Source organism: Burkholderia sp. DN3021 (assembly GCF_049805555.1).
GTDB classification, from domain to species: domain Bacteria; phylum Pseudomonadota; class Gammaproteobacteria; order Burkholderiales; family Burkholderiaceae; genus Burkholderia; species Burkholderia pyrrocinia_C.
In genome coordinates, this window is record NZ_JBNCAB010000022.1 from 52,432 (window position 1) to 73,352 (window position 20,921).

Sequence of the window (20,921 nt, forward strand, 5' to 3'; positions counted from 1 at the left end):
CATGTTCGCAGTAGGACTCACCGGCGGCATCGGCAGCGGCAAGACGACCGTCGCCGACCTGTTCGGCGCCCGCGGCGCATCGCTCGTCGATACCGATCTGATCGCCCACCGCATCACCGCGCCGGGCGGCCTCGCGATGCCAGCGATCGAACAGGCATTCGGCCGCGGCTTCGTTGCCGCGGACGGTTCGCTCGATCGCGCGAAGATGCGCGCACTGATTTTCAGCGACGACGACGCGCGCCGGCGTCTCGAAGCGATCACGCATCCGCTGATCCGCGCGGAAACCGATCGCGACGCGCGCGAAGCGCAGGGCCCGTACGTGATGTTCGTCGTGCCGCTGCTCGTCGAGTCGGGCAACTGGAAGGCGCGCAGCGATCGCGTGCTCGTCGTCGACTGCCCGGTCGAGACGCAGATCGCGCGCGTGATGCAGCGCAACGGGTTCACGCGCGAGCAGGTCGAGGCGATCATCGCGAGACAGGCGACGCGCGAAGCCCGTCTCGCGGCGGCCGACGACGTGATCGTCAACGACGCGACGACGCCCGATGCGCTCGCCGCGCAGGTCGATGCACTGCACCAACGCTACCTCGGTTTCGCGGCCGCCGCGCACTGACCCTCGTGCGCGATCGTGATGGCGTACGAAATTGGTGCGTTGCTAGGGTAGAGAGTGAGCATTAGAATGTGCTGCATTGTTTCAATTCCTACCCTAGAGGCGAGCGCGCTTGATTCTTTACGAGTATCCGTTCAACGAGCGAATTCGCACGCTGCTGCGCCTCGAAGACCTGTTCGAGCGCTTCGCGTTCTTTTTGGCTCAGGAGGACCCGCGTGAACACCACGTCGCGCTGACGACGATGTTCGAAATCGCCGAGGTAACCGGCCGCGCGGACCTGAAATCGGATCTGATGAAGGAGCTCGAACGTCAGCGCCAGACGCTCGCCCCCTTTCGCGGCAATCCGGGCATCGAGCAGAATGCGCTCGAAGCCGTGCTCGGCGAAATCGAGCAGACGCTCGCGAATCTCGCGCAGATGCAGGGCAAAACCGGGCAGCACCTCATCGACAACGAGTGGCTCGCCAGCATCCGCAGCCGCGCGGTGATTCCCGGCGGCACCTGCAAGTTCGACCTGCCGTCGTACTACGCGTGGCAGCAATGGCCCGCCGAGCAGCGGCGCCAGGACATCGCGAAGTGGATCATGCCGATGCTGCCGCTGCGCGACGCCGCGTCGATCGTGCTGCGCCTCGCGCGCGAATCAGGCCAGGCGTCGAAGGTCATGGCGATGCAGGGCAGCTACCAGCAGATGCTGTCCGGCCGCACGTACCAGTTGATGCAGGTGCGCGTGCCGCCGGAGTTGCGCGTCATTCCCGAAGCGAGCGCGAACAAATACATGCTGTGGGTACGGTTCACCATGCAGGACGGCGATGTGCGGCCGCGCGCGGTGGACATCGACGTGCCGTTCCATCTGACACTGTGCAATCTGTAACGGCCGCGTGCCGGATCGACGCTTTCGTATGACTACCGTTGTGAAATGCCCGTCGTGCGGCGCCGAAGTGCGCTGGACACCTGAAAATCAGTTCCGCCCGTTCTGTTCGGCCCGCTGCAAGCAGCTCGACCTCGGCGCCTGGGCTGCGGAAAAGTACCGGATCGGCGGTACGTCCGACGAAGGCCCTTCGTCGGAAGAAGACGGCACGGACGACCGCCGCGACAGTTGAGCGGCGCGCGGCACCGCCCGCAGGCGATATGGCCCGCCTTTCAGGCAGGCCGCCGCGGCATCAGTGCGACGCCGCTTCCTTTTCGAGCAGTTCGAGCACCGGCAGCGCCGCCGGCAGCAGCGGCGCAACGTCGACCGGCAGTTGCTGCCATACGAACGCCTGCCCTTCCTTGCTGTGCGGCTCGCCGGTCCAGCCCGTCACCTTGCAGAAATAAAGCCGCACGTACGCATGCGGATAATCGTGTTCGAGCGTGTGCCAGCGGTGGCTGGCCGTGACAACGATGCCGAGCTCCTCGTGCAGTTCGCGCGCCAGCGCGTCCTCGACGCTTTCGCCGGCCTCCAGCTTGCCGCCCGGAAACTCCCAGTAGCCTTCATACGGCTTGCCCTGCAGCCGCTGCGCGAGCAGGTACCGGCCATCCGGCTGCACCATCACCCCGACCGCGACTTCCGTCACCTTGCGGCCATCCGGCGCGCGCACGGCGCCCTGTGCGAGATCCGTGCTCATGCCTGCTCCTTGCGACCCGACCAGTCACGCGCGAATTGCCACGCAACGCGTCCCGACCGCGAACCGCGCTCGAGCGCCCATACGAGCGCGTCGCCGCGCGCGGACTCGATCTCCGCATCCGCGCAGCCGAAATGACGCAGCCAGTGCGCGACGATACCGAGGTAGTCGTCCTGCTTGAACGGATAGAAGCTGACCCACAGGCCGAAGCGCTCCGACAGCGAGATCTTCTCCTCGACGACTTCGCCGGGATGAATCTCGCCATCCGGGAGATGCTTGTACGACTCGTTGTCGCTCATGTACTCGGGCAGCAAATGGCGGCGGTTCGACGTCGCGTAGATCAGCACGTTGTCCGACTGCGCGGCGATCGAGCCGTCGAGCGCGACTTTCAGCGCCTTGTAGCCCGATTCGCCTTCCTCGAACGACAGGTCGTCGCAAAACACGATGAACCGCTCGGGACGCTGCGAGATCAGCTCGACGATGTCGCCGAGATCGTGCAGGTCGTCCTTGTCGACTTCGATCAGGCGCAGCCCGTCCTTCGCATACGCGTTCAGGCACGCCTTGATCAGCGACGACTTGCCGGTGCCCCGCGCGCCCGTCAGCAGCACGTTGTTGGCCGGCTTCTGCTGCACGAACTGCCGCGTATTCTGTTCGATCAGCCCTTTCTGGCGATCGATGTTGTGCAGGTCGCCGAGCGTGATCGACGATACGGCCGGCACCGGCTGCAGGTAGCCGCGCCCCTGGCGCTTGCGCCAGCGGAACGCGTGCGCGGCGTTCCAGTCGATGGCCGCGGGTGCAGGCGGCAGCATCCCCTCGAGGCGGCCGAGCAGCGCTTCCGCGCGCGCCAGAAACTGTTCAAGCTTGTCCATGTCGTTCGAGCGCTCCCGATCAGGAGCGGTAATCCGCGTTGATGCTCACGTAATCGTGCGACAAGTCGCACGTCCACACGGTGGCCTGCGCGTCGCCGCGGCCGAGCAGCACGCGGATCGTGATTTCGCTCTGCTTCATCACGCGCTGGCCGTCCTCTTCCTGGTAGGCCGGATTGCGGCCGCCCGCCTTCGCGACGAGCACGTCGTCGAGATAGAGGTCGATCTTGCCGACATCGAGATCCGCGACGCCCGCATAGCCGATCGCCGCGAGAATCCGGCCGAGGTTGGGGTCGGATGCGTAGAAGGCCGTCTTCACGAGCGGCGAATGGCCGATCGCGTACGCGATCTGGCGGCATTCGGCGACGCTCTTGCCGCCCTCGACCTGCACCGTCATGAATTTCGTCGCGCCTTCGCCGTCGCGCACGATCAGTTGCGACAGCACCTGCGCGACTTCCGTCACCGCATCGCGCAGCGCCGCATAGGCCGGCGAATCGGTCGACGTGATGGCAGGCAGCGTGCTCTTGCCCGACGCGATCAGGATGAACGAGTCGTTCGTCGACGTGTCGCCGTCGATCGTGATGCAATTGAACGAGCGGTCGGCAACTTCCTTCACGAGCGTGTCGAGCACCGGCTGCGCGACGTTCGCGTCGAACGCGAGGAAGCCAAGCATCGTCGCCATGTTCGGCTTGATCATGCCGGCGCCCTTGCTGATGCCCGTCAGCGTGACCGTGTGGCCGTCGATCGCGACCTGGCGCGACGCAGCCTTCGGCAGCGTGTCGGTTGTCATGATCGCCTGCGCGGCGTCAAACCAGTTCGCGGCCTTGCGGTTCGCGAGCGCGGACGGCAGGCCGGCCTTCAGGCGGTCGATCGGCAGCGGCTCGAGGATCACGCCGGTCGAGAACGGCAGCACCTGCGCCGGCTCGATGCCCGCGAGGCGCGCGAGTTCCGTGCAGGTCTCGCGTGCGTTCACGAGGCCCGGCTCGCCGGTGCCGGCGTTCGCATTGCCCGTATTCACGACGAGCGCGCGAATGCTCGCGCCGCCCGCGCGCACCTTCGCCAGATGCTCACGGCAGACGGTGACCGGCGCGGCGCAGAAACGGTTTTCGGTGAACACGCCCGCGACCGTCGCCCCTTCGTCGACGGAGATGACCAGCACATCCTTGCGATTCGGCTTGCGGATGTTCGCTTCCGCCCAGCCAAGCGTGACGCCGGCGATGGGATGCAGTTGGGCGGGATCGATCGACGGAAAATTGACAGCCATGGGGCACACCTGCCGGATGGAAAATGCCGGCACATGCCGGCATCGATTGGAAGAACCGGCGGCCGCACGCGCGGGCCGCCGCAACTCACATCAGCACTCGAAGCTGTGAACGAAGCGGCACGCGTGACGCGCGCCGCCGTCGATCATGACAGCTTCCCGTGACAGTGCTTGTACTTCTTGCCGCTGCCGCACGGGCACGGATCGTTGCGGCCGACCTTCGGCAGCTCGCCGCCGGGGCCGCTGTGGGCCATTGCGCTGCCGACCATGTCGGCCGTCGCAGCAGCAGCCGCAACGGCCGCCCCGCCGGCCACCGGCGCGGCGACTTCGGCAAACTCGGCGTGCTGGTACTCGACGTTCTCGAGATGGCCGCTGCGCTCCTCGATCTGCTCGGCCGCTTCCTCGAGCTGCTCCGGCGACTGGATCTGCACGTTCATCACGATCCGCGTGACTTCCTGCTTGATCGCGTCGAGCATCGCGGCGAACAGCTCGAACGCTTCGCGCTTGTATTCCTGCTTCGGGTTCTTCTGCGCATAGCCGCGCAGGTGGATGCCCTGGCGCAGGTGATCGAGCGCCGCGAGGTGTTCGCGCCACAGGCGGTCGACCGTCTGCAGCATCACCGAACGCTCGAACGCGCTGAACGATTCACGGCCGACCATCGCGACCTTTGCGTCGTACTGCTCGTCTGCGGCCGTCATCACGGCATCGAGAATCTCCTCGGCCGTGATCGACGTCGACTCGTTCACCATTTCCTGGATCGCGAGATCGAGCTGCCAGTCGTTGCGCAGCGCTTCCTCGAGCTCGGGCACGTCCCACTGCTCCTCGATGCTGCCTTCCGGCACGAACTGGCGGACGACTTCGGCGATCACGCCGTGGCGCATCGCGGTGATCGTCTCGGTGATGTCGTGTGCTTCGAGCAGTTCGTTGCGCTGCTGGTAGATGACCTTGCGCTGATCGTTCGACACGTCGTCGTATTCGAGCAGCTGCTTGCGGATGTCGAAGTTGCGCGCTTCGACCTTGCGCTGCGCGGATTCGATCGAACGCGTGACGATGCCGGCCTCGATCGCCTCGCCTTCCGGCATCTTCAGGCGATCCATGATCGAGCGCACGCGATCGCCCGCGAAGATGCGCAGCAGCGGATCGTCGAGCGACAGGTAGAAGCGCGACGAGCCCGGATCGCCCTGGCGGCCCGCACGGCCGCGCAGCTGGTTGTCGATCCGGCGCGATTCGTGGCGCTCGGTGCCGATGATGTGCAGGCCGCCCGCGGCCTTCACCTGCTCGTGCAGCGTCTCCCACTCGTCGTGCAGCTGCTGGATGCGGCGCGCCTTTTCGTCGGCCGGGATCGCTTCGTCGGCCTCGATGAACGCGGCCTGCTTCTCGGCGTTGCCGCCGAGCACGATGTCGGTGCCGCGGCCGGCCATGTTGGTCGCGATGGTGACGCGGTTCGGACGCCCGGCTTCCGCGACGATCGCGGCTTCACGCTCGTGCTGCTTCGCGTTCAGCACTTCGTGCGGCAGCCCGGCCTGCTTCAGCAGGTGCGACAGCAGCTCGGAGTTCTCGATCGACGTCGTGCCGACCAGCACCGGCTGGCCGCGCTCGTAGCAGTCGCGGATGTCGCGGATCACCGCGTCGTAGCGTTCCTTGGCTGTCTTGTAGATCTGGTCCTGCTTGTCGATCCGCTTCGGCGGACGGTTGGTCGGGATCACGACCGTCTCGAGACCGTAGATCTCGTTGAATTCGTACGCTTCGGTGTCCGCGGTACCCGTCATGCCCGCGAGCTTCGCGTACATCCGGAAGTAGTTCTGGAACGTGATCGATGCGAGTGTCTGGTTCTCGCTCTGGATCTTCACGTGTTCCTTCGCCTCGACGGCCTGGTGCAGGCCGTCGGACCAGCGGCGGCCGGCCATCAGGCGGCCCGTGAATTCGTCGACGATGACCACTTCGCCGTTCTGCACGACGTAGTGCTGGTCCTTGTGGAACAGCGTGTGGGCGCGCAGCGCCGCGTACACGTGGTGCATCAGCGTGATGTTCTGCGGCGCGTACAGGCTCTCGCCATCGCCGATCAGGCCCCATTCGGCGAGCAGCCGCTCGGCCTTCTCGTGGCCCGATTCCGTCAGGAACACCTGGCGCGACTTCTCGTCGAGCGTGTAGTCGCCCGGCTTCTCGACGCCCGTGCCATCGGCCTTCTCCTCGCCGATCTGGCGCTCGAGCAGCGGCGGCAGCGCGTTCATCCGCACGTACAGTTCGGTGTGGTCCTCGGCCTGGCCCGAGATGATCAGCGGCGTGCGCGCCTCGTCGATCAGGATCGAGTCCACTTCGTCGACGACCGCGAAGTTCAGTGCCCGCTGCACGCGCGCGTCGGTCTCGTAGACCATGTTGTCGCGCAGGTAGTCGAAGCCGAACTCGTTGTTCGTGCCGTACGTGATGTCCGCCGCGTAGGCCTGCTGCTTCTGGTCGTGCTCCATGCCGGACAGGTTGATGCCGACCGACAGACCGAGGAAGTTGTAGAGGCGCGCCATCCATTCGGCGTCGCGCTGCGCGAGGTAGTCGTTGACGGTCACGACGTGCACGCCGCGGCCGGCCAGCGCATTCAGATACACGGGCAGCGTCGCGACGAGCGTCTTGCCTTCGCCGGTGCGCATTTCCGCGATCTTGCCGTAGTGGAGCACCATGCCGCCGATCAACTGCACGTCGAAGTGCCGCATCTTCAGCACGCGGCGGCTTGCCTCGCGGCAGACCGCGAACGCTTCGGGCAGCAGCTTGTCGAGCGACTCGCCGGCCGCGACCCGCTGGCGGAATTCGTCCGTCTTGCCGCGCAACTGGTCGTCCGTCAGCTTCTCGATCTGCGTTTCGAGCGCATTGATCGTCGTGACGGTCTTTTGGTATTGCTTGACGAGCCGCTGGTTGCGGCTGCCAAAAATTTTCTGGAGAAAACCGGTTGTCATCGGATCGGATCCTGCGTCGCAGCACCGGCGCCCGGCGCGTGTTGCGCGCCCCGACGCCCGAGCCTCGGCGGCTTAGCGAATTAGTGGACTCAAACGGTGAATTTTAGCACGCGGGGACGCGTGCGCCCGCGTCTCGGCCGGACGGGCATTGCACGCCGAGGCCGCGCGGACGGGGCGAAAGCCGCCCGTGCACGAGCCGGCGCGGGTACAATCGGCGTCAACGTCCGCGCGCGTGCGCGCCCGAAGAATGCCTCGATGAACCGATTTTCCAAGCGCTTTGGCCCGCTCGCCGCGCATCGCCCGCAACCCGTGTCCGAAGTGCTCGGCCGCACCGACGCGTTCACGGCGCTGCGCGCCGGCGTCGAGCAGATCGCGTCGCTACAGCGCGATCTGTCCGCGCTCCTGCCCGATTATCTTGCGAATCATGTCGATCCGGGCTTCATCAAGGACGGCACCCTGACCCTCTTTGCCGCGCATAATGCGCTGGCCGCGCGGCTGCGGCAGGTCGAGCCGCGGCTGCTCGGCGATCTCCAGAAGCGCGGCTGGCCCGTCGCGACGCTGCGCGTGCGCGTGCGTCCGAAGGACGCGCCGGAGCCGCCGCACGTGAAGCAGGCGCGGATGACTTCGGTCGGCGCCGCCGCATTGCGCGACCTCGCCGACCACCTCGAACCGTCGCCGCTGCAGGCCGCGCTCGCTCGGATGGCGGCCCGGCACGGCGCGAAATCGCCGCGCTGAGCGCGCCGTCGGCGGCGGCCCGCCAATAAAAAAACGGCCCGCGGGCCGTTTTTTTATCGCTGATGCCGAACGCCGGTCAGGCGAACGCAGTCTGCGCGTCGAACGCGAAGCCGCTCGGCGCGGCCTGCGGATCGTCGAACGTGACGATCTCGTATGCGTCTTCGTGCGCGAGCAGCTCGCGCAGCAGCGCGTTGTTCAGCCCGTGCCCCGACTTGTACGCGGTGTACGACGCCAGCAGCGGATGGCCGACCACGTACAGGTCGCCGATCGCGTCGAGCATCTTGTGCTTCACGAACTCGTCGTCGTAGCGCAGCCCGTCGTTGTTCAGGATCCGGTACTCGTCGAGCACGATCGCGTTGTCCATGCTGCCGCCGCGCGCCAGGCCCAGCTCGCGCAGCATCTCGGCTTCGTGCGCGAAGCCGAACGTGCGCGCGCGTGCGATCTCGCGCACGTACGACGTATTCGCGAAGTCGACCTCGAGCTCCTGGCCCGTCTTGTCGACGGCCGGGTGGCGGAAGTCGATCGAGAACTTCAGCTTGAAACCGAAATACGGATCGAGACGCGCGAACTTGTCGCCATCGCGGATTTCAACCGGCTTCGTCACCTTGATGAAGCGCTTCGGCGCGTTCTGCTCCTCGATGCCGGCGGACTGGATCAGGAACACGAAGGTCGCCGCGCTGCCGTCCATGATCGGGATTTCCTCGGCCGTCACATCGACATAGAGGTTGTCGATGCCGAGGCCGGCGCATGCCGACATCAGGTGCTCGACGGTCGACACGCGCGCACCATCCTTCTGCAGCACCGACGCGAGCCGCGTGTCGCCGATCGACATCGCCGATGCGGGAATGTCGACGGGCGTAGGCAGGTCGATGCGCGAGAAGACGATGCCCGTGCCCGGCGCGGCGGGACGGAGCGTCAGTTCAATCTTGCGGCCCGAGTGCAGACCGATGCCCACGGTCTTCACGATCGATTTGATGGTGCGCTGCTTCAGCATGGTGTTCTTCGTCTTGATTGAAGATATCAATCAGGAGTTATATTCGATAGATGAGATTATAGCGTAATTCCCTATTCAACGCTGTTTGAAACTGCGTATCAATCTGTTTCGGCAGTTTACCCGCGCCGATACGGGACGGGCCGATGCCCGGAACGGAGGCGTTTCCGGTCATCGGCCCGTGTTACAACTGTCCTGAGGCCGGTGAGCAGCGTTGCCGGCAGGCAACGGCGCACCGCACGATCAGGACGTCAACGTCGCGAGAACACTCGCCGCATCGCTCACTTCGAATTTGCCCGGCGCCTCGACGGCCAGCGTCTTGACCACACCGCCGTCAATCACCATCGCGTAGCGCAGGGAACGAATTCCCATGCCACGCGCGGACAAATCCTGCGTCAGCCCCAGCGCATGAGTGAAAGCAGCGCTGCCGTCCGCCATCATGCGCACCTTGCCCGCGGTGTGCAGATCACGTCCCCATGCGCCCATCACGAATGCGTCGTTGACGGACACGCACCAGATCTCGTCGATACCCGCCGAGCGCAGTTGCCCGGCGTGTTCGACGTAGCCCGGTACATGCTGCGCCGAGCAGGTCGGCGTGAAAGCGCCCGGCAATCCGAAGATCACCACCCGCTTTCCCGCAACCTGGTCGCGCACGCTGAAGGCATTCGGCCCCAGCGTGCACCCTTCGCGCGCGTCGTCGATGAACTCGAACAACTGCGCGTCGGGCAGCGCGTCGCCCACTTGAATCATGGCTGGTCCCTCATAGCGATACGGTTTTTCAGCGTGTCGCGGACAGCACGGCCCATCCCGCCCCGCCGAAGCGAAGAGGGCACGTTTCCCGGCCCGGCGTCGCATCCGACGCGGCCTGTCGTGGTCCGCAGCATCCGTCACGCCGGCGATACCGCGGCGATTCCGCCGCGGCTTCGCCTGTGTTTGCGTCAGTCAGCCTGCTTGCGCAGGAAAGCCGGGATGTCGTAGGTGTCGACACCCTTCTCCTGCAGCGCCTGCACGTGCGATGCCGCGGTTTCGCGCGAGTTGCGCCACACCGCCGGCGTATCGAGCGCGCCGTAGTCGGCCGTGCTGACATGATGCGGCTGCGCATAGCCATGCGACACCGCGCTGACCGGCTGGTTGTCCGTACCCGTGCGCAGCAGCGTCATCGGAGCCGACTGCTGCTTCTTCGCCGCACGGCCCAGCCCCGTCGCCACGACCGTCACGCGCAACGCATCGCCCATCGCGTCGTCGTACACCGCGCCGAAGATCACCGTGGCATCTTCCGCCGCGTAGCTCTTGATCGTGTTCATCACTTCGCGCGTTTCCGACAGACGCAGCGAACGGCTCGACGTGATGTTGACCAGCACGCCGCGCGCGCCCGACAGATCGACGCCTTCGAGCAGCGGGCTCGCCACGGCCTGTTCCGCCGCGAGGCGTGCGCGATCGACGCCGGCGACCGTCGCCGTGCCCATCATCGCCTTGCCCTGCTCGCCCATCACCGTCTTCACGTCTTCGAAGTCGACGTTCACGAGGCCGTCCACGTTGATGATTTCGGCGATGCCTGCGACCGCGTTGTTCAACACGTCGTCCGCGCACTGGAAGCACTTGTCCATCTCGGCGTCGTCGCCCATCACGTCGAACAGCTTGTCGTTCAGCACGACGATCAGCGAGTCGACGTGATCCTCCAGTTGCTGCGAACCTGCTTCAGCGACGCGCATCCGCTTGCCGCCTTCGAACTCGAACGGCTTGCTGACGACACCGACCGTCAGGATGCCCATCTCTTTCGCGATCTGCGCGACCACCGGTGCCGCGCCCGTGCCCGTACCGCCGCCCATGCCGGCCGTAATGAACACCATGTGCGCGCCGCGCAGTGCGTCGGCGATGCGCTCGCGCGCTTCTTCCGCTGCCGCACGGCCCATTTCCGGCTTCGCACCGGCGCCGAGGCCCGTGTTGCCAAGCTGGATCACCGACGATGCACGCGAACGCGACAGCGCCTGGGCGTCCGTGTTCATCACGATGAAGTCGACGCCCTGCACGCCGCGGTTGATCATGTGCTGGACGGCATTGCCGCCAGCGCCGCCAACGCCGACCACCTTGATGATGGTGCCGTTGGTCTCGGTTTCCAGCATTTCGAATTCCATGTTGCCTCCGTCAAGAGAATGACTGCTAATCGGCCGTTATTCGGCAGGAGATCGGGCAACCCCCTGTCGCGCGCCAGCCGCCGGCACCAGCGCGAATTTCGATTCGGTTCGTCCCCAAGAAAACGCCGGGCCGCCCCAAGTTTTCTTGGCCCCCTCGGGGGGCAGGCTCGGCATGCCGAGCCGTGGGGGTGCTCAAAAGTTGCTCAGGAACCATTCCTTCATCCGCGAGAACACCTGCCCCGCGTTGCCGGACTGCACGGCGACCTTGCGGCCGCGCATGCGCTGGGCACTGCCTTCGACGAGCAGCCCCATCGCCGTCGAGTAGCGCGGATTGCGCACGACGTCGGAGAGGCCGCCTGCATACTCCGGCGCGCCGATGCGCACCGGTTTCAGGAAAATGTCTTCGCCGAGCTCGACCATGCCCGGCATCATCGCGGCACCGCCGGTAATGACCACGCCGGAGCTCAGCAGTTCTTCGTAACCCGACTCGCGCACGACCTGCTGCACGAGCGAGAACAGTTCCTCGACGCGCGGCTCGATCACGGCCGCGAGCGCCTGGCGCGACAGCGTGCGCGGGCCGCGCTCGCCGAGGCCCGGCACTTCGACCATCTCGTCCGGATCGGCGAGCGCCTGTTTCGCGATCCCGTAGCCGACCTTGATGTCTTCCGCGTCCGGCGTCGGCGTGCGCAGCGCCATCGCGATATCGCTCGTGATCTGGTCGCCGGCGATCGGAATCACCGCGGTGTGGCGGATCGCGCCTTCGGCGAAGATCGCGATGTCCGTCGTGCCGCCGCCGACGTCGACCAGCACCACGCCGAGATCCTTCTCGTCTTCCGTCAGCACGGCCAGCGACGACGCGAGCGGCTGCAGGATCAGGTCGTTCACTTCCAGCCCGCAGCGGCGCACGCACTTGACGATGTTCTGCGCGGCGCTCACCGCGCCCGTCACGATGTGCACCTTCACCTCGAGCCGGATGCCGCTCATCCCGATCGGCTCGCGCACGTCTTCCTGGCCGTCGATGATGAATTCCTGCGTGAGGATGTGCAGCACCTGCTGGTCGGTCGGGATATTGATCGCCTTCGCGGTCTCGATCACGCGCGCGACGTCGGTCTGCGTGACTTCCTTGTCCTTGATCGCGACCATCCCGCTCGAGTTGAAGCTGCGGATGTGGCTGCCCGCGATCCCCGTGAACACGTTGGTGATCTTGCAGTCGGCCATCAGCTCGGCTTCCTCGAGCGCGCGCTGGATCGACTGCACGGTGGCCTCGATGTTGACCACCACACCTTTCTTCAGACCCTTCGACTCGCTCTGGCCGAGGCCGATCACCTCGTAGTGCCCCTCGCCTTTCAGCTCGGCGACGATGGCCACCACCTTCGACGTGCCGATGTCGAGGGAAACCAGCAGATCCTTGTAGTCTTTGCTCATAAAGTGCTCTTGCGTGTGATCTCTCGTTACTTCTTGCGCTTGTCGGTATCGGTCAGGAACCGCATGCCTGCCGCGCGAATCGCGAATCCGTTCGGATAGCGCAGGTCCGCGTACTCGATGTCGTTGCCCCAACGCTCCGTGACGGCCGGCCAGGCCGCGACAAGGCGCTGGCTCCGGTCATGCAGCGTGTCGCTGTTGCGTTCCTTGCCCAGCTCGACCTGCATGCCGTTCGACAGCTTCACCGTCCACGCGTACCGCGCCGACAGCGTCACTTCTTCCGGCGCCGCCTTCAGCGGCGCAAACCATTTCCCGAAGTCGCGATACCGCGTGACGACTTCCTTCGCACTGCCCTCCGGGCCGTCGAACGCCGGCAGTTCCTTGTCCAGTTCGCCCTGGTTCGCGGTGAACAGTTCGCCGTCGACGCTCACCAGCTGGTCGCTGCCCCAGGTCCCGAGCGGTTTGTACTCCTCGAGCGTGACAGCCAGCGCATTCGGCCACACCCGGCGCACGCTCGCGTGCCGCACCCACGGCATCTGCTCGAACGCGGCGCGCGCCGTGTCGAGATCGACCGTGAAGAAATTGCCCTTCAGCCGGCCGACCACGCCCGCGCGCACCGTCGGCGAGTTGATGTGCTCGGTGTCGCCGTCGATCCGGATTTCCCGCAGCGCGAACGTCGGGCGCTGGATCAGCCAGTAGCAGCCGGCCGCCGCCAACACGAGCAGCAGCAGCGCGTACAGCGCGCTGGCGGCAAGGTTGAGTTGGCGAACGTTGTTCCACATACGTCGTTTCGTTCCTGCGTCAGTCGTTGAGCGTGAGCGACAGCACCTTCACGACCAGCTCCGAATAGCCGATGCCGACCGCGCGCGCGGCCTTCGGCGGCAGCGAGTGGTCGGTCATCCCGGGGGCCGTGTTCACTTCCAGGAAATACGCATTGCCGGCCGCGTCGAGCATGAAATCCGCGCGGCCCCAGTCGGTGCAGCCGAGCACGTCGAACGCGCGGCGCGCGATGCGCTTCAGTTCCGCTTCCTGTTCGGCCGGCAGGCCGCACGGGATCAGGTACTGCGTATCGTCGGCAACGTACTTCGCGTGGTAGTCGTAGAACTCGCCCGCCGGCACGATCTTGATCAGCGGCAGGTCGAGATCGCCGGCGATGCACGCGGTGTATTCGCCGCCGCCCTCGATGCTCTTCTCGACGATCACGATCTTGTCGTGCGTCGCGGCTTCCTCCAGCGCGGCCGGCAGAGCGTCGGCCGCCTTCACCTTCAGCACCGCGACGCTCGAGCCTTCGCTCGCCGGCTTCACGAACAGCGGCAGGCCGAGCTTCGCGACGATGTCGGTCGCGCGCGCCGCGAGATCGTCGCCGCGCATCACCGTCTCGAACGGCGGCGTCGGCACGCCCGTCTGCTGCCACACGAGCTTCGTGCGGAACTTGTCGAGACCAAGCGCCGACCCGAGCACGCCGCTGCCCGTGTAGCGGATCCCGTAGAAATCGAGCGCGCCCTGGATCTGGCCGTTCTCGCCGTAGCCGCCGTGCAGCGCGTTGAACGCGCGCACGAAGCCTTCGTCCTTCAGCGCCGACAGCGGCCGTTCGGCCGGGTCGAACGGATGCGCATCGACGCCCGCGTCACGCAGGCCCTGCAGCACGAGGCGGCCCGAGGTGAGCGACACCTCGCGCTCGGCGGATTCGCCGCCGAACAACACTGCCACCTTGCCGAAACGTTTCGGATCGATCCCGCTCATGTCATGCCTTCTGTTGTGTGTTCTGCACGAGCTTCGCCGGCACGCCGCCGATCGAACCCGCGCCCATCGTGATCACCACGTCGCCGTTGCGCGCGACCTTCGCCAATGCGTCCGGCACGTCGTCGACCGTCGCGACGAACACCGGGTCAACCTTCCCCACCGCGCGCAGCGCGCGCGACAGCGCGTCGCCGTTGGCCGTCGCGATCATGGCCTCGCCGGCCGCGTAGACTTCCGTCAGCACCAGCGCATCGACCGTCGACAGCACGTTGACGAAATCGTCGAAGCAGTCGCGCGTACGCGTGTAGCGGTGCGGCTGGAACGCCAGCACGAGGCGGCGGCCCGGGAACGCGCCGCGCGCGGCCGCGATCGTCGCCGCCATCTCGACCGGGTGATGGCCGTAGTCGTCGATCAGCGTGTACTGGCCGCCGTCCGCGGTCGGCACTTCGCCGTAACGCTGGAAGCGCCGGCCGACACCGTTGAATTCCGCCAGCGCCTGCTGGATCGCGTCGTCCGCCACGCCGAGGTCGGTCGCGATCGCGATCGCCGCGAGCGCGTTCTGCACGTTGTGCAGGCCCGGCATGTTCAGCACGACCGCGAGCGGTGCGCGCCCTTCGCGGATCACCGTGAAATACATCCGGCCGTCGCGCGCATCGATGTCTTCCGCGCGCACCTGCGCGTCCGGCGACAGGCCGTAGCGCACGACCGGCTTCGAGATGAACGGGATGATCTGCCGCACGTTCGGATCGTCGACGCACACGACCGCGCTGCCGTAGAACGGCAGGCGCTGCGTGAATTCGATGAACGCCTGCTTGAGCCGCGCGAAATCGTGGCCGTAGGTGTCCATGTGGTCGGCGTCGATGTTCGTGATGACTTCGATCACCGGATACAGGTTCAGGAACGACGCGTCCGATTCGTCAGCCTCGGCGACGATGAAATCGCCCGTGCCGAGCCGCGCGTTCGCGCCGGCGCTGATCAGCCGCCCGCCGATCACGAAGGTCGGATCGAGGCCGCCAGCCGCGAGCACGCTCGCGACGAGGCTCGTCGTCGTGGTCTTGCCGTGCGTGCCGGCGATCGCGATCCCCTGCTTCAGGCGCATCAGCTCCGCGAGCATCACCGCGCGCTGCACGATCGGCACGCGCTGGTGGCGCGCGGCCAGCACTTCCGGATTGTCCGAGCGCACGGCCGTCGACACGACGACCGCGTTCGCGCCCTCGATGTTCGCCGCGTCGTGGCCGATCGCGATCCGTGCGCCGAGCGCCTGGAGACGATCGGTCACCGCATTGCGCGACAGGTCCGAGCCGCTGACCTCGTAGCCGAGGTTGACGAGCACTTCGGCGATGCCGCTCATGCCCGCGCCGCCGATCCCGACGAAATGAATGTGTTTGACGATATGTTTCATTGCAATATTTCCAGGTTCGCGCCGGCCACCTTCGCGCAAACGCGCGCGACTTCATCGGTGGCCTCGGGCTTCGCCAATGAGCGCGAACGCTTCGCCATGTCCGCGAGCGACGCCCGCGTCTGGCCGCGCAGCCAGTCGGCGAGCAAATCGGCCGACAGGTCGCGTTGTTGCACCAGCACCGCCCCGCCCGCATCCGCGAGGAACGCGGCGTTGGTCGTCTGGTGATCGTCGACCGCGTAAGGGAACGGCACGAACAGCGCCGCCACGCCAACCGCCGCGATCTCCGACACCGTCATCGCGCCCGAGCGGCAGATCACGAGATCCGCCGCCGCGTACGCAGCTGCCATGTCGTCGATGAACGGCACGAGCCGCACGTCTTCGCCGGCCGCGAAACCGGCCGCTTCGTAATTCGCCTTCAGCGCGTCGATATGCTTCGCGCCGGCCTGGTGCACGATGCGCGGGTGTTCGCCCGGCGCCAGCATCGCCAGCGCGCGCGGCACGACTTCGTTCAGCGCGGCCGCGCCGAGGCTGCCGCCGACGACCAGTACGTTCAGCGGGCCGCTGCGCGATGCATAGCGTGCTTTGGGCGCCTCCGTGCGTGCAAGTTCCGTGCGAATCGGGTTGCCGGTCCATTCCGCGTGCGGCAGCGCACCGGGGAACGCGACGAGCACGCGTTTCGCGAATTTCGCGAGCACCTTGTTCGTCAGGCCCGCGATCGAATTCTGTTCGTGCAGCACGAGCGGACGGCCCGACAGCGCGGTCATCACACCCGCCGGGAACGTGATGTAGCCGCCCATCCCGAGCACGACGTCCGGCCGCACGCGGCGCAGCGCGCCAAGGCTCTGCCAGCATGCGCGCAGCAGGTTGAACGGCAGCGTCAGCTTGGTCTTCAGGCCCTTGCCGCGCAACCCGCCGAACCGCACGTACTCCATCGGAATGCCGTGCTTCGGCACGAGCGTCGCTTCCATCCCGGCCGGATTGCCGAGCCACACGACGCGCCAGCCCGCCGCTTCCATCCGGTGCGCGACCGCGAGCCCCGGGAACACGTGGCCCCCGGTGCCGCCTGCCATCACCATCAGCGTGCGTCGCGACGCGGTCATACCTTCCCTCCCCGCATCAGCAAAGGTGAACAAACGTTTTGGCTAGGGCCGCTTCGCTTGACTTCGCACGCTTCGCGCACGAAGTCAGCCTTCGCCGAAATCGCGTACTGACGCGAGGAGGTCATACCTTCCCTCCCCGCATCAGTACGCGATTTTCGTAGTCGACCCGCAGCAGCACCGCGAGCGCGACGCAGTTCAGCAGAATGCCGGACCCGCCGTAGCTCACCAGCGGCAGCGTCAGGCCCTTGGTCGGCAGCAGCCCGAGGTTCACGCCCATGTTGATGAACGCCTGCGCACCGAACCAGATGCCGACGCCCTTCGCCGTCAGCCCCGCGAACGTGCGGTCGAGCGCAAGCGCCTGGCGGCCGATCTCGAACGCGCGGCGCACGATCCAGTAGAACAGCAGGATCACGACCATCACGCCGACGAAACCGAGCTCCTCGCCGATCACCGCGAGGATGAAGTCGGTATGCGCTTCGGGCAGGTAGTTCAGCTTCTCGACGCTGCCGCCGAGGCCGACGCCGAACCACTCGCCGCGGCCGAACGCGATCAGCGAGTGCGTGAGCTGGTAGGCCTTGCCCTGCGCGTAGCGCTCGTCCCACGGATCGAGATACGCGAAGATCCGCTCGCGACGCCACGGCGACAGCCACACGAGCATCGTGAAGGTGCCGACTGCCGTCGCGACGAGGCCGCCGAACAGCTTGCCGTTCACGCCGCCGAGGAACAGCACGCCCATCGCGATCGCGGCGATCACCATGAACGCGCCCATGTCCGGCTCGAGCAGCAGCAGTGCACCGACGAGGCCGACCGCGCACGCCATCGGCAGGAAGCCCTTCGCGAAGCTCTGCATGTACTCCTGCTTGCGCACCGTGTAGTTCGCCGCATAGATCGTCACCGCGAGCTTCATGACTTCCGACGGCTGCATGTTCGTGATGCCGAGCGGAATCCAGCGGCGCGCGCCGTTCACGCCCTTGCCGACGTGCGGGATCAGCACGATCACGAGGCTGACGAGCGCGATCAGGAAGAGATGCGGCGCGTACTTGTCCCACGTCGACACCGGCACGCGGAACGCGATCACCGCCGCGACGAACGCGACGACGAGCGACACGCAGTGGCGCATCAGGAACGCGTAATCGTGATACGACGCGTATTTCGGCGAATCGGGCATCGCGATCGACGCCGAGTACACCATCACGACGCCGAGCCCGAGCAGCGCGATCGCCACCCACAGCAGCGAGTAGTCGAAGTCGAGCATCCGCGACCGGCTCGGACGCACGCCGTTGACGACGCTCGCGAGGCCGCCCGTCGCGGCACGCGTGGCCGACGCGACGCGACCGCCCGCGGCGTTGCCGCCGGCATCGCGCCGGTCGTTGAAACGGGAGACGAGGCGATCGGACCAGCTCATGGCGTCGCTCCTTTGTCGATGGCGATTTCGTCGACCGCCGCACGGAACACATCCGCGCGATGGGCGTAGTTCCTGAACATGTCGAGGCTCGCGCACGCGGGCGACAGCAGCACCGCATCGCCCGGCTCCGCCAGGTCGGCCGCTGCATGCACCGCACCTTCTAGCGTTGCGTGATCGGCGAGCGGCACGCCCGTTTCGGCGAGCGTGTCGCGGATCGCCTGCGCATCGCGGCCGATCAGCATCACCGCGCGGCACCAGCGCGCGACCGGCGCGACCAGCGGCGCGAAATCCTGCCCCTTGCCGTCGCCGCCGGCGATCAGCACGATCTTCTGCGCGAGCCCGTCGAGCGCGGCGACCGTCGCGCCGACGTTCGTGCCCTTGCTGTCGTCGACGTAGTCCACGTCGTCGATCGTCGCGATCACTTCGACGCGATGCGCTTCGCCGCGGTATTCGCGCAGCGCGTGCAGCAGCGGCGCAGCCGGCAGGTCGATCGCACGCGCGAGCGCGAACGCGGCCAGCGCGTTCGCCGCGTTGTGCAGCCCGCGAATCCGCAGCGCGTCGGCCGGCATCAGGCGCTTCTGCGCGATGTCGGGCGTGTGCGCGGCGTCGCGCTTGCGCCGGCGGGTCGGCGCCGCTTCCTCCGGCGCGTCGCGATCGACGGCTTCCACCAGCCATGCGATGCCGTTGTCGCGCGACAGCCCGTAGTCGCCGTCCTGGGTCGGCTCGTTCAGGCCGAACGTGACCGTGCGCGGCGCGTCGGCCACGCCCGCTGCCGGCGCGAACTTCATCACGGCCGCGTCGTCGCGGTTCAGCACGCGCGTCGTCGTCGCGCCGAAGATCCGGCCCTTTGCATGCGCGTACGCATCGAAGCTGCCGTGCCAGTCGAGGTGGTCCTGCGTGATGTTGAGGATCGCGGCCGCATCGGGCGCGAACGTGCGCGCGGTCTCGAGCTGGAAGCTCGACAGTTCGAGCACCCACACGTCGGGCAGCGCCGTTTCGTCGATCGCGCCCGCGAGCCGGTCGAGCATCGCCGGGCTGATGTTGCCTGCGACTGCAACCTTCTTGCCCGCGCGCTGGCACAGCAGGCCCGTGAGGCTCGTCGTCGTGGTCTTGCCGTTGGTGCCCGTGATCGCGAGCACCTTCGGCTGGTAGCCGCTCGTGCCGAGCGCGCGCAGCGCCTGCGCGAAGAATTCCAGCTCGCCCCACACCGCGATCCCGCGCTCGCTGGCGGCCGCGACCAGCGCCGCGAGTGCCGGCTCGAGCGGCGACAGGCCGGGGCTCAGCCCGACGATCTCGACGCCGCCGTCGAGCAGCGCGGGCGCGAACGCCCCGCCGACGAATTCCGCATCGATGCCTTCGGCCTGCAGCGCGGCAAGGTTGGGCGGTGCGTCGCGGGTATCGGCAATCCGCAGCCGGCACCCGTGCCTCGCGCACCATCGCGCGATCGCGAGACCCGATTCCCCGAGCCCCAGTACGAGCACCATCGGCCGTTGCCGATCTCCAAACATCTCGCCAGACATCCTTGTTACCTTTCCTTTACCGCAGCTTGAGGGTGGTCAGACCGAACAGGCACAGCATCAACGTGATGATCCAGAAACGCACCACCACCTGCGTTTCCTTCCAGCCGGACAATTCGAAATGGTGATGCAGCGGCGCCATCTTCAGCAGGCGCCGCCCTTCGCCGTAGCGCTTTTTCGTGTACTTGAACCACGAAACCTGCAGCATCACCGACAGCGTTTCCGCGACGAAGATGCCGCCCATGATGAACAGCACGATTTCCTGGCGCACGATCACCGCGACCGTGCCGAGCGCGCCGCCGAGCGCCAGCGCGCCCACGTCGCCCATGAACACCTGCGCGGGGTGCGTGTTGTACCAGAGGAACGCGAGCCCTGCCCCGCCCATCGCGGAACAGAAGATCAGCAGTTCGCCCGCGCCCGGGATGTGCGGGAACAGCAGGTATTTTGAATACACCGCGCTGCCCATCACGTACGCGAACACACCGAGCGACGCGCCGACCAGCACGACCGGCATGATCACGAGGCCGTCGAGGCCGTCGGTCAGGTTCACCGCGTTGCTCGCGCCGACGATCACGAAGTAGGTCAGCACGATGAAGCCCCACACGCCGAGCGGGTAGCTGATCGACTTCAGGAACGGCAGCATCAAGTCGGCGCGGGCCGGCAGCCCCATCGACAACCCGCTGCGCACCCACGCCATGAACAGGTCGAACACGCGCACGTTGTTCGCCTCGGACACGCTGAAGGCGAGGTAGACGGCCGCGAACAGACCGATCACCGACTGCCAGAAATACTTTTCGCGCGACGACATCCCGCGCGGATCCTTGTGGACGACCTTGCGGTAATCGTCGACCCAGCCGATCACGCCGAAACCGAACGTGACGAGCATCACGATCCAGATGAAACGGTTCGTCAGGTCGCCCCACAGCAGCGTCGCGACCGCGATGCCGATCAGGATCAGCACGCCGCCCATCGTCGGCGTGCCGGACTTGACGAGGTGCGTCTGCGGACCGTCCTTGCGCACGGCCTGCCCGACCTTCATTTGCGTCAGCTTGCGGATCACCCACGGTCCGCACACGAGCCCGATCCCCAGCGCGGTGATGGTGGCCATCACCGCCCGGAACGTGAGGTACGTGAACAAGCGCAAAAAGCTTGCGTCTCCTTGCAGCCATTGCGCCAGCGCCAGCAGCATGCTTCCTT

The 20,921-nt window shown here is 66.6% G+C and carries 19 protein-coding genes; 4 read left to right on the top strand and 15 right to left on the bottom strand.

Annotated features, from left to right (window positions below):
* Nucleotide 1 precedes the first annotated feature (1 nt).
* From coaE to ACPUER_RS13940, 3 genes are all read left to right on the top strand, one after another.
* The gene (coaE, locus tag ACPUER_RS13930) at nt 2-610 is read left to right on the top strand and encodes a dephospho-CoA kinase (RefSeq protein ID WP_175963129.1); all 609 of its coding nucleotides are present in this window, start codon (nt 2-4) and stop codon (nt 608-610) included.
* A gap of 109 nt (nt 611-719) precedes the next feature.
* The gene (gene zapD / locus ACPUER_RS13935) at nt 720-1,475 is read left to right on the top strand and encodes a cell division protein ZapD (protein ID WP_425131391.1); all 756 of its coding nucleotides are present in this window, start codon (nt 720-722) and stop codon (nt 1,473-1,475) included.
* Nucleotides 1,476-1,503: 28 nt separating this feature from the next.
* Nucleotides 1,504-1,704, top strand: a complete 201-nt coding sequence (locus ACPUER_RS13940) for a DNA gyrase inhibitor YacG (RefSeq protein ID WP_175750257.1) — start codon at nt 1,504-1,506, stop codon at nt 1,702-1,704.
* Nucleotides 1,705-1,764: 60 nt separating this feature from the next.
* On the opposite strand, the gene ACPUER_RS13945 is transcribed toward ACPUER_RS13940, so the two are convergent.
* From ACPUER_RS13945 to secA, 4 genes are all read right to left on the bottom strand, one after another.
* The gene (locus ACPUER_RS13945; protein WP_072436384.1) at nt 1,765-2,208 is read right to left on the bottom strand and encodes an NUDIX domain-containing protein; all 444 of its coding nucleotides are present in this window, start codon (nt 2,206-2,208) and stop codon (nt 1,765-1,767) included.
* Nucleotides 2,205-3,074 (bottom strand): ATP-binding protein, encoded by an 870-nt coding sequence (locus ACPUER_RS13950; protein ID WP_175963131.1) that lies wholly within the window; start codon nt 3,072-3,074, stop codon nt 2,205-2,207. The genes ACPUER_RS13945 and ACPUER_RS13950 overlap by 4 nt, the downstream gene beginning before the upstream one ends.
* 19 nt (nt 3,075-3,093) lie before the next feature.
* On the bottom strand, nt 3,094-4,335 hold the full coding sequence (gene argJ / locus ACPUER_RS13955) for a bifunctional glutamate N-acetyltransferase/amino-acid acetyltransferase ArgJ (protein WP_310138455.1): 1,242 nt from the start codon (nt 4,333-4,335) through the stop codon (nt 3,094-3,096).
* Between the two features lie 143 nt (nt 4,336-4,478).
* Nucleotides 4,479-7,277, bottom strand: a complete 2,799-nt coding sequence (gene secA / locus ACPUER_RS13960; RefSeq protein ID WP_310138457.1) for a preprotein translocase subunit SecA — start codon at nt 7,275-7,277, stop codon at nt 4,479-4,481.
* Between the two features lie 255 nt (nt 7,278-7,532).
* Here secA and ACPUER_RS13965 point away from each other — a divergent pair, with 255 nt between their 5' ends.
* Nucleotides 7,533-8,012 carry a DUF721 domain-containing protein gene (locus tag ACPUER_RS13965; RefSeq protein WP_047899724.1) on the top strand — a complete coding sequence of 160 codons (480 nt, stop codon included), beginning with the start codon at nt 7,533-7,535 and terminating at the stop codon, nt 8,010-8,012.
* 76 nt (nt 8,013-8,088) lie between these two features.
* Here ACPUER_RS13965 and lpxC read toward each other — a convergent pair whose 3' ends face one another.
* The 11 genes from lpxC to mraY all read right to left on the bottom strand — a co-directional run bounded on the left by lpxC (nt 8,089) and on the right by mraY (nt 20,913).
* On the bottom strand, nt 8,089-9,006 hold the full coding sequence (gene lpxC, locus ACPUER_RS13970; RefSeq protein WP_047899723.1) for a UDP-3-O-acyl-N-acetylglucosamine deacetylase: 918 nt from the start codon (nt 9,004-9,006) through the stop codon (nt 8,089-8,091).
* A gap of 240 nt (nt 9,007-9,246) precedes the next feature.
* Nucleotides 9,247-9,753 carry a peroxiredoxin gene (locus ACPUER_RS13975; protein WP_072436389.1) on the bottom strand — a complete coding sequence of 169 codons (507 nt, stop codon included), beginning with the start codon at nt 9,751-9,753 and terminating at the stop codon, nt 9,247-9,249.
* Nucleotides 9,754-9,941: 188 nt separating this feature from the next.
* Nucleotides 9,942-11,138 carry a cell division protein FtsZ gene (gene ftsZ, locus ACPUER_RS13980; RefSeq protein WP_006477012.1) on the bottom strand — a complete coding sequence of 399 codons (1,197 nt, stop codon included), beginning with the start codon at nt 11,136-11,138 and terminating at the stop codon, nt 9,942-9,944.
* Between the two features lie 192 nt (nt 11,139-11,330).
* Nucleotides 11,331-12,563: a cell division protein FtsA gene (gene ftsA / locus ACPUER_RS13985; RefSeq protein ID WP_034182640.1), complete on the bottom strand. Its 1,233-nt coding sequence runs from the start codon at nt 12,561-12,563 to the stop codon at nt 11,331-11,333.
* A gap of 26 nt (nt 12,564-12,589) precedes the next feature.
* A complete protein-coding gene (locus ACPUER_RS13990) occupies nt 12,590-13,342 on the bottom strand; it encodes a cell division protein FtsQ/DivIB (protein WP_034182639.1) in 753 nt (250 codons plus the stop codon).
* Between the two features lie 19 nt (nt 13,343-13,361).
* On the bottom strand, nt 13,362-14,303 hold the full coding sequence (locus ACPUER_RS13995; protein ID WP_425131392.1) for a D-alanine--D-alanine ligase: 942 nt from the start codon (nt 14,301-14,303) through the stop codon (nt 13,362-13,364).
* 1 nt (nt 14,304) lies between these two features.
* The gene (gene murC / locus ACPUER_RS14000) at nt 14,305-15,702 is read right to left on the bottom strand and encodes a UDP-N-acetylmuramate--L-alanine ligase (RefSeq protein ID WP_175963137.1); all 1,398 of its coding nucleotides are present in this window, start codon (nt 15,700-15,702) and stop codon (nt 14,305-14,307) included.
* On the bottom strand, nt 15,699-16,802 hold the full coding sequence (gene murG, locus ACPUER_RS14005) for an undecaprenyldiphospho-muramoylpentapeptide beta-N-acetylglucosaminyltransferase (protein ID WP_425131393.1): 1,104 nt from the start codon (nt 16,800-16,802) through the stop codon (nt 15,699-15,701). Before murG ends, murC begins: the two co-directional genes overlap by 4 nt.
* A gap of 121 nt (nt 16,803-16,923) precedes the next feature.
* On the bottom strand, nt 16,924-18,207 hold the full coding sequence (gene ftsW, locus ACPUER_RS14010) for a putative lipid II flippase FtsW (protein ID WP_175963139.1): 1,284 nt from the start codon (nt 18,205-18,207) through the stop codon (nt 16,924-16,926).
* Complete coding sequence (gene murD, locus ACPUER_RS14015) at nt 18,204-19,715, bottom strand: UDP-N-acetylmuramoyl-L-alanine--D-glutamate ligase (RefSeq protein ID WP_425131397.1); 1,512 nt, start codon at nt 19,713-19,715, stop codon at nt 18,204-18,206. The genes ftsW and murD overlap by 4 nt, the downstream gene beginning before the upstream one ends.
* A gap of 28 nt (nt 19,716-19,743) precedes the next feature.
* Nucleotides 19,744-20,913 (bottom strand): phospho-N-acetylmuramoyl-pentapeptide-transferase, encoded by a 1,170-nt coding sequence (mraY, locus tag ACPUER_RS14020; protein WP_006477019.1) that lies wholly within the window; start codon nt 20,911-20,913, stop codon nt 19,744-19,746.
* Between the last annotated feature and the right edge of the window lie 8 nt (nt 20,914-20,921).

Bases quoted from the DNA above. Each gene is read 5' to 3' on its own strand.
- ACPUER_RS13945 (WP_072436384.1), bottom strand. From the start codon at position 2,208: ATGAGCACGGATCTCGCACAGGGCGCCGTGCGCGCGCCGGATGGCCGC.
- mraY (WP_006477019.1), bottom strand. From the start codon at position 20,913: ATGCTGCTGGCGCTGGCGCAATGGCTGCAAGGAGACGCAAGCTTTTTG.
- secA (WP_310138457.1), bottom strand. From the start codon at position 7,277: ATGACAACCGGTTTTCTCCAGAAAATTTTTGGCAGCCGCAACCAGCGG.
- ACPUER_RS13965 (WP_047899724.1), top strand. From the start codon at position 7,533: ATGAACCGATTTTCCAAGCGCTTTGGCCCGCTCGCCGCGCATCGCCCG.
- ACPUER_RS13940 (WP_175750257.1), top strand. From the start codon at position 1,504: ATGACTACCGTTGTGAAATGCCCGTCGTGCGGCGCCGAAGTGCGCTGG.
- ftsZ (WP_006477012.1), bottom strand. From the start codon at position 11,138: ATGGAATTCGAAATGCTGGAAACCGAGACCAACGGCACCATCATCAAG.
- ftsW (WP_175963139.1), bottom strand. From the start codon at position 18,207: ATGAGCTGGTCCGATCGCCTCGTCTCCCGTTTCAACGACCGGCGCGAT.
- ACPUER_RS13995 (WP_425131392.1), bottom strand. From the start codon at position 14,303: ATGAGCGGGATCGATCCGAAACGTTTCGGCAAGGTGGCAGTGTTGTTC.
- ACPUER_RS13990 (WP_034182639.1), bottom strand. From the start codon at position 13,342: ATGTGGAACAACGTTCGCCAACTCAACCTTGCCGCCAGCGCGCTGTAC.
- murC (WP_175963137.1), bottom strand. From the start codon at position 15,702: ATGAAACATATCGTCAAACACATTCATTTCGTCGGGATCGGCGGCGCG.
- ACPUER_RS13975 (WP_072436389.1), bottom strand. From the start codon at position 9,753: ATGATTCAAGTGGGCGACGCGCTGCCCGACGCGCAGTTGTTCGAGTTC.
- ACPUER_RS13950 (WP_175963131.1), bottom strand. From the start codon at position 3,074: ATGGACAAGCTTGAACAGTTTCTGGCGCGCGCGGAAGCGCTGCTCGGC.
- ftsA (WP_034182640.1), bottom strand. From the start codon at position 12,563: ATGAGCAAAGACTACAAGGATCTGCTGGTTTCCCTCGACATCGGCACG.
- murD (WP_425131397.1), bottom strand. From the start codon at position 19,715: ATGTTTGGAGATCGGCAACGGCCGATGGTGCTCGTACTGGGGCTCGGG.
- coaE (WP_175963129.1), top strand. From the start codon at position 2: ATGTTCGCAGTAGGACTCACCGGCGGCATCGGCAGCGGCAAGACGACC.
- argJ (WP_310138455.1), bottom strand. From the start codon at position 4,335: ATGGCTGTCAATTTTCCGTCGATCGATCCCGCCCAACTGCATCCCATC.
- murG (WP_425131393.1), bottom strand. From the start codon at position 16,802: ATGACCGCGTCGCGACGCACGCTGATGGTGATGGCAGGCGGCACCGGG.
- lpxC (WP_047899723.1), bottom strand. From the start codon at position 9,006: ATGCTGAAGCAGCGCACCATCAAATCGATCGTGAAGACCGTGGGCATC.